Source organism: Streptomyces sp. NPDC090499 (genome assembly GCF_044769305.1).
GTDB lineage: Bacteria > Actinomycetota > Actinomycetes > Streptomycetales > Streptomycetaceae > Streptomyces.
Genome location: NZ_JBIVXP010000010.1, coordinates 13857 through 27410 on the forward strand (window position 1 = coordinate 13857; position 13554 = coordinate 27410).

The 13554-nt window shown below is 70.0% G+C and carries 13 protein-coding genes; 8 read left to right on the forward strand and 5 right to left on the reverse strand.

Annotation, left to right across the window (positions count from 1 at the left end):
* Positions 1-9 precede the first annotated feature (9 nt).
* Both ACIQVL_RS31720 and ACIQVL_RS31725 read right to left on the reverse strand, forming a co-directional pair.
* Positions 10-1881 (reverse strand): ABC transporter ATP-binding protein, encoded by a 1872-nt coding sequence (locus tag ACIQVL_RS31720; RefSeq protein WP_403477065.1) that lies wholly within the window; start codon positions 1879-1881, stop codon positions 10-12.
* A complete protein-coding gene (locus ACIQVL_RS31725) occupies positions 1878-3764 on the reverse strand; it encodes an ABC transporter ATP-binding protein (RefSeq protein ID WP_403432508.1) in 1887 nt (628 codons plus the stop codon). Before ACIQVL_RS31725 ends, ACIQVL_RS31720 begins: the two co-directional genes overlap by 4 nt.
* 192 nt (positions 3765-3956) lie before the next feature.
* Here ACIQVL_RS31725 and ACIQVL_RS31730 point away from each other — a divergent pair, with 192 nt between their 5' ends.
* Genes ACIQVL_RS31730 through ACIQVL_RS31745 form a run of 4 tightly spaced genes read left to right on the forward strand, consistent with a single transcriptional unit; the run spans position 3957 to position 7518 of the window.
* On the forward strand, positions 3957-4868 hold the full coding sequence (locus tag ACIQVL_RS31730; RefSeq protein ID WP_403477066.1) for an ATP-binding cassette domain-containing protein: 912 nt from the start codon (positions 3957-3959) through the stop codon (positions 4866-4868).
* Positions 4865-5599 (forward strand): ABC transporter permease, encoded by a 735-nt coding sequence (locus tag ACIQVL_RS31735; RefSeq protein ID WP_403477067.1) that lies wholly within the window; start codon positions 4865-4867, stop codon positions 5597-5599. The genes ACIQVL_RS31730 and ACIQVL_RS31735 overlap by 4 nt, the downstream gene beginning before the upstream one ends.
* A gap of 28 nt (positions 5600-5627) precedes the next feature.
* Positions 5628-6884 carry a sensor histidine kinase gene (locus ACIQVL_RS31740; RefSeq protein WP_403477068.1) on the forward strand — a complete coding sequence of 419 codons (1257 nt, stop codon included), beginning with the start codon at positions 5628-5630 and terminating at the stop codon, positions 6882-6884.
* The gene (locus tag ACIQVL_RS31745; RefSeq protein WP_403477069.1) at positions 6874-7518 is read left to right on the forward strand and encodes a response regulator; all 645 of its coding nucleotides are present in this window, start codon (positions 6874-6876) and stop codon (positions 7516-7518) included. The genes ACIQVL_RS31740 and ACIQVL_RS31745 overlap by 11 nt, the downstream gene beginning before the upstream one ends.
* Before the next feature lie 115 nt (positions 7519-7633).
* On the opposite strand, the gene ACIQVL_RS31750 is transcribed toward ACIQVL_RS31745, so the two are convergent.
* Together ACIQVL_RS31750 and ACIQVL_RS31755 are read right to left on the reverse strand one after the other, a co-directional pair.
* Complete coding sequence (locus ACIQVL_RS31750) at positions 7634-8023, reverse strand: hypothetical protein (RefSeq protein ID WP_403477070.1); 390 nt, start codon at positions 8021-8023, stop codon at positions 7634-7636.
* 98 nt (positions 8024-8121) lie between these two features.
* Complete coding sequence (locus ACIQVL_RS31755) at positions 8122-8853, reverse strand: XRE family transcriptional regulator (RefSeq protein WP_403477071.1); 732 nt, start codon at positions 8851-8853, stop codon at positions 8122-8124.
* Between the two features lie 772 nt (positions 8854-9625).
* Here ACIQVL_RS31755 and ACIQVL_RS31760 point away from each other — a divergent pair.
* The gene (locus ACIQVL_RS31760; RefSeq protein ID WP_403477072.1) at positions 9626-9910 is read left to right on the forward strand and encodes a hypothetical protein; all 285 of its coding nucleotides are present in this window, start codon (positions 9626-9628) and stop codon (positions 9908-9910) included.
* A gap of 45 nt (positions 9911-9955) precedes the next feature.
* Here ACIQVL_RS31760 and fxsT read toward each other — a convergent pair whose 3' ends face one another.
* A complete protein-coding gene (gene fxsT / locus ACIQVL_RS31765) occupies positions 9956-11986 on the reverse strand; it encodes an FxSxx-COOH system tetratricopeptide repeat protein (protein WP_403477073.1) in 2031 nt (676 codons plus the stop codon).
* A gap of 496 nt (positions 11987-12482) precedes the next feature.
* Here fxsT and ACIQVL_RS31770 point away from each other — a divergent pair, with 496 nt between their 5' ends.
* From ACIQVL_RS31770 to ACIQVL_RS31780, 3 genes are read left to right on the forward strand one after another with little or no spacing between them, the layout of a single operon-like run.
* On the forward strand, positions 12483-12875 hold the full coding sequence (locus tag ACIQVL_RS31770; RefSeq protein ID WP_403477074.1) for a hypothetical protein: 393 nt from the start codon (positions 12483-12485) through the stop codon (positions 12873-12875).
* Positions 12876-12903: 28 nt separating this feature from the next.
* Positions 12904-13254: a DUF6247 family protein gene (locus ACIQVL_RS31775; protein ID WP_403477075.1), complete on the forward strand. Its 351-nt coding sequence runs from the start codon at positions 12904-12906 to the stop codon at positions 13252-13254.
* Positions 13251-13541 carry a hypothetical protein gene (locus ACIQVL_RS31780; protein WP_403477076.1) on the forward strand — a complete coding sequence of 97 codons (291 nt, stop codon included), beginning with the start codon at positions 13251-13253 and terminating at the stop codon, positions 13539-13541. The genes ACIQVL_RS31775 and ACIQVL_RS31780 overlap by 4 nt, the downstream gene beginning before the upstream one ends.
* The last annotated feature ends 13 nt before the right edge of the window (positions 13542-13554 follow it).

Genomic DNA, 13554 nt, shown 5'->3' on the forward strand with positions numbered 1-13554 from the left:
ATCCGTCCGTTACGCCAGACTGTCCCGCCACGCCCGGTGCAGATCCGCGAACCTGCCCGTGCCCGCGATGAGTTCGGCCGGGCGGCCGTCCTCGACGATGCGGCCGTGCTCCATCACCAGCACCCGGTCGGCGATCTCCACGGTGGACAGCCGGTGCGCGATCACCACCGCGGTACGGCCCCTGAGGACGGTCGACATCGCGCGCTGCACGGCCCGTTCGCCGGGGATGTCCAGGGAGCTGGTCGCCTCGTCGAGGATCAGCACCGCCGGATCGGCGAGCAGCGCGCGGGCGAACGCGACCAGCTGGCGCTGCCCGGCCGAGATGCGCCCGCCGCGCTTGCGGACGTCCGTGTCGTACCCGTCGGGCAGCGCGGCGATGAACTCGTGGGCGCCGATCGCCTTGGCCGCCTGCTCGATCTCCGCACGGGTGGCGTCCGGGCGGCCGATGGCGATGTTCTCGGCGACCGTGCCGGAGAACAGGAACGCCTCCTGGGTGACCATCACCACCCCGCGGCGCAGCTCCGGCACGGTCAGCTCGCGCAGGTCCACGCCGTCCAGCAGGACCCGGCCGTCGGAGGGGTCGTAGAAGCGGGCGAGCAGTTTGGCGAGGGTCGACTTGCCGGCGCCGGTGGAGCCGACGACCGCGACCGTCTGCCCGGCCGGGAGGGTGAGGTCGAAGACGGGCAGCACCTCGCCGCCGGTGCGGTAGGCGAAGCGGACCCCGTCGAAGACGACCTCGCGGCCCGGGAGTTCGCTCGCCGGCGGGGGCAGTTCCTTCGGGACCGAGGGCTCCGGGACGGACGGGGTCTGGGCCAGCAGACCCGCGATCTTCTCCAGGGAGGCCGCGGCCGACTGGTAGGAGTTGAGGAACATGCCGAGGCGGTCGATCGGGTCGTACAGCCGCCGCAGGTAGAGGACGGCCGCGGCCAGGACGCCCAGCTCCAGCGAGCCGGACGCCACCCGGTAGGCGCCCCACAGCACGATCACCGCGACCGAGGTGTTGGCGACCAGCCGGGAGCCGACCACGTACCGCGCCATTTCGAGGAGCGCGTCGCCGTTGGTCCGCTCGTGGCGGCGGTTCAGCACGGCGAACTCGGCATCGTTGGCGGCCTCCCGGCGGAACGCGCGCACCGGGCGGATGCCGTTCATCGTCTCCACGAACTTCACGATCACCGCCGCGATCGCCGTGGACCGCTCCTTGTACACCCGCACCGCGCGCCGCTGGTACAGCCGCACGAGCAGGTACAGCGGTACGAAGCTGGCCACCGCGACCGCGCCGAGGCCCAGGTCCAGCCAGAGCAGCATCGCCGAGATGTAGAGGAAGGAGAGGATGACCGTGACCAGTTCCTGGAGGCCCTCGGCCAGCAGCTCGCGCAGCGACTCGACGTCCGTGGTGGAGCGGGAGATGAGCCGTCCCGACGTGTACCGCTCGTGGAAGTCGATGCTCAGCGCCTGCGCATGCCGGAAGATGCGGCCGCGCAGGTCGAGGAGGACGTCCTGGTTGACGCGGGCGGAGGCCTTGACGAACGCGTACTGGAGGCCGCCGGAGACCACGGCGCTCAGGCCGTACCCCGCCGCGACCGCGAACAGCGGGCCGTGGTCGTGGCGGCGGAACGCCGGTACGGCCGTGTCGATGGCGTACGCCACCAGCAGCGGGCCCGCCTGGACCGCCGCCTGCTGCAGCAGCAGCAGGAGCGTGGTGACGGCGACCCGCGCCTTCATGGGGGCGAGGAGCGAGCGCAGCAGGGTCGCCGTGGCGCCGGGCGTGGTGGGCAGGACGTCGCGGTCGAAGGGGTCGCCGCCGCCCGGGGTGTCGGCCGCGTCCGGGCGCGGGCGTTCCTCGTCCTCGTCGGGGGCGGGCAGGGAGGTGGCTGCGGTCATCGGCGGTGATCCTCCCCGGACATCAGGCGGGCGTACTCGGCGTTGGTGCGCAGCAGTTCGTGATGGGTGCCGACGGCGGTGACCCGGCCGCCGGAGAGCAGGGCGACGCGGTCGGCGAGCAGGACCGTGGAGGGGCGGTGGGCGACGATCAGCGCGGTGGTGTCGGCGAGCACGTCGCGCAGGGCGGCCTCCACGGCGGCCTCCGTGTGCACGTCCAGCGCGGAGAGCGGGTCGTCCAGCACCAGGAAGCGGGGCCGGCCGACGACCGCCCGCGCGAGCGCGAGGCGCTGCCGCTGACCGCCGGAGAGACTGAGGCCCTGCTCGCCGACCTGGGTCGCGGTGCCCTGCGGGAGGGCGTGCGCGAAGTCCGCCTGGGCGACGGCGAGGGCGCGGGACAGCTCCGGTTCCCCGGCGCCCGCCTCGGCTCCCATGAGCACGTTCTCCCCCACGGAGGCGGAGAAGAGGGTGGGTTCCTCGAAGGCGACGGCGACGAGGGAGCGGAGTTCCTCGCGGGGCATGGCGGTGATGTCCCGGCCGTCGAGGGTGATCCGCCCCGAAGTGGCCTCGTGCAGGCGGGGGATGAGCGCGGTGAGGGTGGTCTTGCCGCTGCCGGTGGCGCCGACGAGGGCCATGGACTCGCCGGAGCGTATGTGGAGGTCGACGAGTTCGAGGGTCGGGGCGGAATCGGGGGCGGCGTCGGGGTAGTGGAAGGAGACGGAGTGGAAGCGGATGCCATCGCTGTCGGGCGCGGGCCGGTGGGGGCTGGTCGCGCCGTTCCCCGCGCCCCTTACGGGGCGTTGTTCGGAGGCCGGTTCGAGAGCGCCCCGTAGGGGCGCGGGGAACTGCGCGACCAGCCCCCGTGCACCCGCACCCGGCAACGAACCGGCGTCCTCCGGCACCGCGTCCCGCACCTCGAAGTACCGCTCCGTCGCCGTCGCCGCCTCCTGGCTCATCGCGAGCAGGAAGCCGATCGACTCCACCGGCCACCTCAGCGCCAGCGCCGTCGACAGGAACGCCACCAGCGTGCCCGCGCTCAGCTCGCCCTCCGCGACCTGGATCGAGCCCCACAGCAGCGCCGCCCCGATCGCCACCTCCGGCAGCGTCACGATGACGCCCCAGATCATCGCCAGCATCCGCGCCTTGCGCAGCTCCGTGCCCCGCAGGGTCCGCACCAGTTCGCGGAAGGCGTGCGCCTGGCTGCGGTGGCGGCCGAAGCCCTTGATGATGCGGATGCCGAGCACGCTCTCCTCGACCACCGTCGTCAGGTCGCCGACCTGGTCCTGGGCGAGCCGCGCCACCTCCGCGTACCGTTTCTCGAAGATCACGCAGGTCCAGATCACCGGGATGGTGGGGCCGAGGATGACCAGGCCCAGCGTCCAGTCCTGGGCCAGCATGATCAGCACGCCGACGAGGATCGTCACCCCGTTCACCAGGAGGAAGGTCAGCGGGAAGGCGAGGAACATGCGCAGCAGCATCAGGTCGGTGGTGGCCCGGGAGAGCAGCTGTCCGGAGGCCCAGCGGTCGTGGAAGGCGACCGGCAGGCGCTGGAGATGGCCGTACAGGTCCGCCCGCATCCCCGCCTCGACACGGGACAGCGGCCGGGCCACCAGCCAGCGGCGCAGACCGAAGAGCAGTGCTTCCGCGATGCCGAGCAGCAGCAGGTACAGCGCGCCGAGCCATACCCCGGCCGGGTCGTGGTCGGCCACCGGGCCGTCCACCATCCACTTGAGGACGAGGGGGATCACGAGCCCTGTACAGGAGGCGACGACCGCGACGAACGCGGCGACGGACAGCCGCACCCGCACCGGCCGTACGTACGGCCACAGGCGCAGCAGGGTGCGGACGGCGGACCGGTCCTTGGTGGTTGCACGTGTCGGAGGCATCAGGGGCGAGCCTACGGATCGGCACTGACAACGCCCACCGAGTTTTGGCCGGACCGGAATCGGCCGCTGGTCCTACGACCTGGACGTTCGGAGGGTCGTACAGGTGGATCCGGCGCATCAGCCGATCGGTTGATGGCGGTTCCAGCGGGGCGGCCGATGTGGCGGACCGGGCCCCGACGGGACCCTCGGAGCATGCCAACCGTCATCGAAGTCACAGACCTGCGGAAGTCGTACGGCGGCCGGGCCGTCGTGGACGGGGTGAGTCTCGCCGTCGAGGAGGGCGAGATCTTCGGGATCCTCGGGCCGAACGGGGCCGGCAAGACCACCACTGTGGAGTGCGTGGAGGGGCTGCGGGTGCCCGACGCGGGGCGGGTCCGGGTCACCGGGCTCGATCCCGTCGCCGACCACGACAAGGTCGCCCGTGTCCTCGGCGCCCAGCTGCAGCAGAGCGAACTGCAGCCCAAGCTCACCGTCCGCGAGGCCCTTGAGCTGTACGCCTCCTTCTATCCGGACCCGCTCGACTGGACTCCGCTCGCCGAGCGCCTCGGACTCACCGGCAAGCTCACCACCCGGTTCGGCAAGCTGTCGGGCGGGCAGAAGCAACGCCTGTTCATCGCCCTGGCGTTGATCGGCAACCCCCGGGTCGTCGTCCTCGACGAGCTGACCACCGGGCTGGACCCGCGGGCCCGGCGGGACACCTGGGAGCTGATCGAGGACGTCCGGGACCGCGGGGTCACCGTCCTCCTCGTCACCCACTTCATGGAGGAGGCGCAGCGGCTCTGCGACCGGATCGCGGTGATCGACAGGGGGCGGGTGGCCGCCCTCGACACCCCGGCCGGGCTGATCCGCCGCAGCGCCGGCGCCACCGTCATCAGCTTCACCCCGTCCGCCCCCCTGGACGACCACGACCTCGCCGCCCTCCCGGCCCTCGCCTCCGTCGAGCGCAAGGACGGCCGGATCACGCTCTCCGGCACCGACGAGACCGTCAACGCCGTCATCACCCTGCTCGCCCGGCACCGCATCACCGCCCACCAGCTCCGGGTCGTGGACGCCACCCTCGACGACGCGTTCCTGGACCTCACGAAGGAGGCAGACGCAGCATGAACACCGCCGTCCTGCGCACCGAGTTCCGCCTCTTCCGCCGCGAACCAGGCGCCGTCTTCTGGGTCTTCCTCTTCCCGACCCTGCTGCTCGTGATCCTCGGCTCGATCCCCTCGTTCCGGGAGGCCGACAAGTCCCTCGGCGGGCTGCGCCCGGTCGACGCGTACGTGCCCGTCGCCGTACTGATCGCCCTGATCATGTCCGGCGTGCAGACCCTGCCCCAGGCCCTCACCGGCCACCGGGAGCGGGGCATCCTGCGCCGGATGCGGCTCACCCCCGTACGGCCCTCCGCGCTGCTGTCCGCACAGATGGTGGTGCAGGGCACGGTCGCGCTCGGCTCGGCGCTGCTGGCGCTCCTCGTCGGGCGGCTCGCCTTCGACGTACGGCTGCCGAAGCAGCCCGGCGGATACCTGCTGGCCCTGCTGCTCGCGGGCGCGGCCGCCCTCGCCCTCGGCTCCGTCGTCTCGGCGCTGTCCCGCACCACGAAGATCGCGGGCGCGGTCGGCTCGGCGGTGTTCTTCCCGATGATGTTCTGCGCGGGCGTGTGGATCCCGGTGGCCGCGATGCCGCACGCGATGGCCCGCGTCGTCCAGCTGACCCCGTTCGGCGCGGCGGCCCGCGCCCTGGACCGGGCCGCCGCCGGACACTGGCCCGGCTGGGAGCACCTGGGCGTGCTCGCCCTCTGGACGGTCCTGCTCACGGCGGGTGCCGCCCGCTGGTTCCGCTGGGAGTAGGAGGCTGCCCGCCGTGCAGACTGGGGACATGACCGCGGAGGACAACCGGATCGACCGGCGCTGGGAGCAACTGCACACCTGGGGGCCGTACGGGTTGCTCGGCGTCAGCATCGCCCTGGGGGTCGCCTCCGCCGACCCCCACACCCCCGACGCCGTGTGGCTGACCGCATGGTCGCTGGTCGGCGCCGCGCTCGTGCTCCAACTGTGGTGGCACGGCACCCGGTCCCGCCGCCCCGGCCACGGTCGTACGCCCTCCGCGGCCGGGACCGCGTACTACCTGGTCCGCTGGGCCCTCGCCTTCGTCCTCACCTGGCTCAACCCGTTCTTCGCGTTCTACGCCGCCAGCGGTTACATGGACGCCGACGAACTGCTGCCGCGCCGGGTGCGGCGGCTGGGGCTGCTGGCGAGCGCCGTCACCGTGGCGGGTGCGCAGGCGGGCGGGATGCCGTTCGGGAGCGTGGTCCAGTGGACCCTCTTCGCCGTGCTGCTGGTCGCCAACTCCGCTCTCCAGATGGGCATCGCGCACCTCACCGAGCAGGAGAAACAGCGGACCGAGGAGCGCACCGAGACCATCGCCGCGCTGCGCCAGGCCCTGGACGAGAACGCGGCCCTGCACGCCCAGCTCCTCCTCCAGGCACGGGAGGCCGGGGTCGCCGACGAACGCCGCCGGCTCGCCGCCGAGATCCACGACACCATCGCCCAGGGCCTGGCCGGGATCATCGCCCAGCTCCAGGTCGTCACCAACGCCCCCGACCCGGCGGTGGCCGAGGAGCACGTGGGCCGCGCCCTCGCGCTGGCCCGGCACAGCCTGGGGGAGGCCCGCCGCTCCGTGCACAACCTGGCCCCGGTCGCGCTGGAGCACGACGGGCTGCCCGAGGCGCTGCAGAAGACGGTCGCCGAGTGGAGCGAACGGACGGGTGTACGTGCCGAGTTCACCGTCACCGGTACCGCCGAGCACCTCCACGGGGAGGTCGCGGCCACCCTCCTGCGCATCGTCCAGGAGGCCCTCTCCAACGCCGCCCGGCACGCGCACGCCTCCCGCGTCGGCGTCACCCTCTCCTACCTGGGCGACTTCCCGGGCGGCGAGGTCATCCTCGACATCCGGGACGACGGCACCGGCTTCGACCTGCTCGCGGTGCCCGCCCGTACCCGCGCCGGGGGCTTCGGCCTGGACGGCATGCGCGCCCGCGCCGAGCGCATCGCGGGCTCCCTGACCGTGGAGTCCGAACCGGGGCTCGGCACCGCGCTGTCGGCGCGCGTACCGTTGGTCCGCCATGACAACTGAGCCCCCGATCTCGCTGCTCATCGTCGACGACCACCCCGTGGTCCGCGACGGCCTGCGCGGCATGTTCGAGTCCGCCCCCGGCTTCACGGTCCTCGGCGAGGCGTCCGACGGCGCCGAAGCCGTCACGCTCGCCGGCACCCTCGACCCCGACGTGATCCTCATGGACCTCCGCATGCCGGGCGGCGGCGGGGTCGACGCCATCCGCGAACTCACCCGGCGGGGCGCCCGCGCCAAGGTCCTCGTCCTCACCACCTACGACACCGACTCCGACACCCTCCCCGCGATCGAGGCGGGCGCCACCGGCTACCTCCTCAAGGACGCCCCGCGCGAGGAACTCTTCACCGCCGTCCGCGCCGCCGCCCAGGGCCGCACCGTCCTCTCCCCGGCCGTCGCCTCCCGCCTCGTCTCCGCCGTCCGCACCCCCGCCGCCCCCGGCAACGAACCGCTCTCCGCCCGCGAACGCGAGGTGCTGACTCTCGTCGCCCGCGGCGCCTCGAACCGCGAGATCGCCCGCGAACTCTTCATCAGCGAGGCCACGGTCAAGACCCACCTCACCCACCTCTACACCAAGCTCGGCGTCAACGACCGCGCGGCAGCGGTTGCTACGGGGTACCAGCGGGGGATTCTGGGCTAGATGATCAATTCCACGGGATGCTTGCGGAGGGTGTGGGGTGGGCGGCGGCCGAAGCCACCGCCAGACGGTCAGGCGGTGGGCTGTCGGCCCTGGTTGTCGAGGTGGCAGCGGGCGGTCAGGCGTCAGGGTCGACTTCGGGGTGCGTGAACCGCACGGGCTTGCCCAGCGACCGGGCGTAGGCGATTTCGGCTCGGGTGCTGTCTCCGATGTAGTCGCCGACTACGAGCACCTCGTCAGCGAGCCGGATCTTCGCCCGGTGCAGATCGTCGAGTCGAACTTTCAGCGCTTCGGCCTCGACAGGATCGGACCAGAGTTCGTGCGGCGACTTCATGTCACAGCCCGGCTTGACGACAATCTTTCCGGCTTTGGTCTCTCGCAGATCGGCCTCGTTCATTTCGGTCATGAAGCGGGTGGAGCCGCAGATAACGACGATACGCGGGAGGCCCAACAGCTTCTTCGCGTCGGCGAGCTTCTCCTCGGGAGTGAGCAGTTGCGGGTATGGCACTGGTTCCTCCGGGTGGTTCTGATCACAGAAAGAGCCCCGGTGCCTCTTCGTGTTTTGTACGGAAGACACCGGGGGGATTTCTGCGTTGTGGGGAGCCGTCAAATGCTAACGGGCGTTGCGCGCGACCATAGCTCTTCGGCGTGCTCAGTGAACCGCTCGAACAGTCCGTCCTGGTCGCGTCGGCGTAGGTGCAACAGAGGGGAGTCGTGGCCCACAAGCCTGGCAAGGTGAGGTGTTACGAGAGCCTGGGAATCGAACCGGAAAACAGAAAGGCTCACGTGATTCGCTGCATCTTCTGAGACGCTAAAACGCGTTTCCAGGTTTTCTGTGCTCCCCAACTTGCCTAGATTCTCCAGCGTGATACGGATGCGTGTCGAGACGGACAAGGCAACATCTTCGATAGCTTCACGCTGGCTTGTGATTTCACTTTCTGGATCGCCCAGAAGAAATCGGACTCGACAACCGCTTTCGAGTTTTTTACGCAGGGTGGCCACGAAGTTCGGTTGGTCGATGAATAGGAAATAGTTCGTGTATCCGGCGAAGAAGAGGTCTTCTTTCGTGCTGGCCACAAGCTCGCCCCAGACCGTCGACGGGCAGGCCGAGCGGTAGGGGTAAGTCCGCACGATTTCCAGGTCTCCACCTGTTTTTAGGCGGTCCTTCACTGCCTGCGGCCAGAGCATTTCCTCATCTACTTTCAGTGCTTCGGCGGCGTCTGCCCTGTTTCGAGCATGCGGAATTAAGTTCTCATCCGCGACCCAACGTTCAATGGTTTTGCTCGCGACTCCTATGCGGACCGCAAGCTGTCGCGGGGACAGTCGGGCGTCGTTCATAGCTGACCGTAGGGCGTGGTTCAAGTCCGCTCCTCTGGACGTTTGGGCGTTTTCAACGCTACCGCCCAACTGGCCCAACTGTCCTTCCATGTCGGGCGATACGGCCACCAGGTGTCAGGACGATTGAGCACGCAAGAGACCCCGGCGACCGCGCGAACGGTCCCGGGGCGTGGCCAACGCTTCAGAGGAGCGGTGACAGTGTCCTACCTATCACAGGCACTCGAATGGATGAGAGGTGTCTTGTTCGGGCGCCGTACGCCCGGCAAGCACGCGGCCACCGACACGCGCCCAGCAGCGCCCCCGACGTTCCGCGGGCGCTCCGCGCCGGACGTCTGGGGGGCACGGCTGGTCATCGCTCGCAGGCGGCGCGCGCAATGGCAAGCCTGGACCGCGTATCTGCCTCAGCCGTACGGACGTTCCGAGTGGTTCGCGTCGCGCGACTGGGAGGCGGAGGAAGCGTGGGAGCGTACGGGACCTATTGTCCGGCCCTACGTCGACGCGTGGTGCGAGGTGCCCAGGAACAGCTGCGCAGGCGTTCAGGTAGACCCCTGGGAGCACATCCAGTGATGACGATCGAGGTCTACAGGGTCAACCCGGCGACAGGCGCCCGTACACAGGTGCGCAGCAAGCGCACTGTGGAACCGTCGGATGTGCCGGACCTCTCCAGCGGATACCCGCCCTGCGCGTGCCCCTGCTGCACCGCACCAGGCAGTCGCAGCAGGATGCATGCCCTTGTGACCGAAGCCAACCGGCGTAGCAGGGAGGAACTGTGATGCGCGCGCTGATCACTGCCGCTGAATGGACCCTCGGGGCCGAAACCGCCGAGGGTGCCCCGTCGGGCATCTACTCGGCCGAGTGCCTCACCTGCGGGGCGCAGACACAGCCAACCGGTGATGAGCGCCTGCCGGTTGAGATCTGGGCACTGAAGCACACGGGTCTGAATCCGATGCATCGTCAGTTCAAAGCAGTGGCGGAGACCTTCTGGCGAGTCACCCCCGCCTACGGCAACCCGTACGCCGGGCGGGGCCCGGCCCAGGGCGCACCCAGCGCACGCTAGCGCCACCCCCGGTTGTGCGACTTGCCGCACAACCGGGGATTCTGGCTAGCGTGTGCCGTCCTGCAGACTGTCGACCAGAGCGAACGCGTCCTCGGTCTTGGGGTGGGTCCTGCCCAGCCGGGTGTGCAGGATGTGTGCACCCCGGCGCGCCAGCTCCGCGGCGGTCGAGTCGTTCAACGTGTGCAGGACCCGGGCCTGGAACAGCAGGACGTACCCGATGTAGAGGTGGTCCGGCGCGTACTTGGCCTCGCGGATCCGCAACGCGCGCGCGATGAGCGGCGCGGCACCCGCGTGGTCGCCGAGGTCGACGTGGACGTTCGCCAGCGCGATCAGGTCGAAGCTCACGTACGGGTCGTCCGGCCCGTACGCCGCCTCGTCGATCCGCAGCGCCCGCTCGGCCAGTGGCCGCGCTGCCTCGTGTTCACCGAGGATGCACAGCGTCCGCGCGAGCGTGGCCAGATCCGTCGCGATGGCGGGACTGTCCGCCGGCAGACAGGACTCGTGCACGTTCAGCGCGCGTTCCGCCAGTTGGCGTGACCGTTCCGGCGCACCGAGGTCCCGGTGGATCTGCGACAGGGCGATCAGATCGAAGCCGACCTCGGCGCTCCGGCCTTCGAGTGACTCGTCGATCGCGAGGGCACTTTCGCACAGGTGCAGCGCCACCGAGTAGTCCCCGATCTGGACGAGGAACTCCGACGCCAGCCGCAGCAGCACCGCCGCATCCGCGGCACACTCAGCCGGTGGATCGTCCTTGGCCACCGCGAGGACGTGCGGAAGCAACTGCTGCCACCGCGGCCGGGCGTCCGGGGCACTGTGGAGGTCGTCCGGTACGGCCGCCAGCAGTGCACGACACAGCCGGACCCGGGCGTCGACGTGCGCCTCGGCCGGCATCCCGGCTCGGATGGCGGCCTGAACCAGTCGGTGCACCACCAGGGACGCGTCACCGCGCCTCGCCAGACCCAGACCGGCCAGGGCGCCGACTGTCGCGTCCCACGCCAACGGATCGGCAGGGACTCCGTCCAGTGTTTCCGGGCTACCGGTGAACAGGTCCAGCGGGACCGGCTCCGGCGCCAGCAAGGCACAGAGCTCCAACAGGCGTACCGCCTGAGGCTGGTCAGTCTCCAGTCTTTCCACGCTGAGCTGCCACAGGGTTGCGACGACGACCGAGGGCCGGTGGCTCGGCTCACCCCGACCGATCATGTCCTCCAGGTGCGACGCCAAGAGGTCCCGGTACCTTTCGGGTGTCGTCTGGTGGTAGCCCATGTATCCGGCCGCCTGCTCCAACGCCAGCGGCAGGTCGCCCAGTTGCTCGGCAATCCGGTCCGCCACGGCCTCGGTCATGCCCGGCACCCGTTGTGCCAGCAGCTTCATCGACTCCTGCCGGGTGAAAACCTCCAGGTCGACCACACCGGCGCTGCTCGACCAGCCGCTCACTCTGGTCGTGACGATGACATGGCCGTTGCCCGCCAGGCCCCCCGACGGCAGCGCGGGTGCGAGCGTGCCCGGTTTCTCCGCGTTGTCGAAGATGATCAACCAGGGTCTGCGGTCCACCAGGTTGCCGTACACCCGTGGGATCGCCTGGTCGGAGCTCACCTCCGCCAGCCCCAGCTCCCCGGCCAGTGACACGAACTGCGGCGTGACCAGGTCGGGTGTCTCGGCGTTCAGGAAGGCGACGAACCGGTACTTCGACAGGTACCGGTAGGCGTACTCCACCGCGAGCTGGGTCTTGCCGACGCCGCCCAGCCCGTGCACGACCAGCATCGCCACGTCGTTCACCGAGGTGAGGCGCTGCCGCACCTGCCGTAGTGTGGCGTCACGGCCGGTGAAGTCGGAGTTGCGCGGCGGCAGCCGGTATGCCGTGGGCGGGAGTGGATCCTGCCTGCGCTCGGGGCGAGGCGGCTGCCCCAGCCCGATCAGCGCCAGGGGGATCAGGAGGAGCAGCACCACCCACGGGTGGACCCGCACGAAGTCCAGCGGTCCTGGCCAATGGCTCTGCCCGGACGCCGCGTTGAAGGCAAGGCTGCCGACGAACAGCACGAGCAGAGCGGCCACCGCACTCGCCAGCCTTCGCCACATGGCTCCCTCTTCGGTACGACGGCGACCGCGACGGTCAACAGCCGGCTCGACCTCGTCCCGAAGCCTAGCTCGGGTAGCGGAGAAGCCCTGCGGCGATTTTCTGGTCTTGGCGCATCTAGGGGAACGGGCGTCTACCGCACTCACGAGGTCCCTCGGGTTAGGGCGATACTGGCTGCCCTCAGGGCACTCGGCCCTCGATCCTTCGCTCCCCGACCCTGACTGCCTCGTGATCCTGATGGTGTTGCTTCGAGTTTCTCGACCGGGCACCCGGGACTCCTGGCGGTATCGCAGTCAGGTTGTGTCCTGGTCCGGGGACGCCGCTCCACACCCCAAAGCGGTCAGCAGCGTACGAGCACCCCTGTACCGGACAGGACAACTGATCGGGAAGGCCGGGTGTACCCCACTTCGCCATGGTCGGCGCGTCCGTACGGCGGCGGGAGTCCGTAGTACCGTTTCGATTGGTAGATTCGCGATGTCACGAGAACCGGAGTCCGGTATGCCGGCGGCAGGAGAGACCGAGCGCGCCCCCAACGTCGGGAAGACCGTGTGGGAGAGTGCGGGCGAACGCGCCAAGAGCGAGGGACTACCGCTCATCTGGGTCATGAGCCGAGCCCTCGCCGACTACGCCGCCGGAAACCTCACCCTGTCCCGCACCACCGTCGGATCGGAGGCCGGGCTCCGGCGCGGCCGGACCGTCTTCGCAACCGTCGCCGTATGGACCGGCGCCGACAAGCGTCGCGCAAAGGACCAGGTCCGCTCGATGTCCGCGCTCTGCGAGATCCTTCTGGACGCCTACGCCCGAGGTGAGATCCACCCGTACGCCCGCATGGTCACCACTGCCCAGCGTGACGAACTCGGACAGACCGTGCCCACCCCCGTAGCCGCCTGATGAACGCCGCCGCAAAGGAACGCTGCTCATGACCACGCTCTCCGACACCCCAGCGGGGCCGCTCATCCCCATGCCGGACAGGAACCCCGCAGCCCTCCGCGTCGCAGTCGCCCGCCTCAGCCCGGAAGCGCTGCCGAAGTTCGATACGCACTGGGCCGAAGCGATGAACCAGGCCCGCGACGAGTTCAGCCTTCTGCCCGGCCGTCACTTCGTCGATCACTGGTGGGTATGGGTCGCCGTCCAACGGTGGCCCGAACGAGCCGCCCGCTTCCGCGAATGCGAACGTGTCGTCGCCACCAGCGACGACAAAGACGCCCGCCGCACTGCCTCCGCCGAACTCGGTCGTATCCTCGCCGACGCGGAGGCCGACGCCGCGTGAGTGACTGGACCTGGGAGTACAACCCTGACGCCGAACACGTCGTCGGCGACCTCCCCGAGCTCTACAGGCAAGATGTCGAAGACCTGGCCCGCCGCATTGCCGAAGCCGTCGGTGTCCGCCGTATCGGCCACCCCTTCGACATCCAGGAATCCGCCTCCGGCGTCAAGACGCACGCCGAAGGGCCCGTCATGATCTGGTACCAGGAGGACTACCGCGACGACGTCGTACTGGTCCTCCGCGTACAGCACTACCTCGCATTCGCTGCCGAGCCGAACGGCGAGGACTGACGGGCACGTCGCG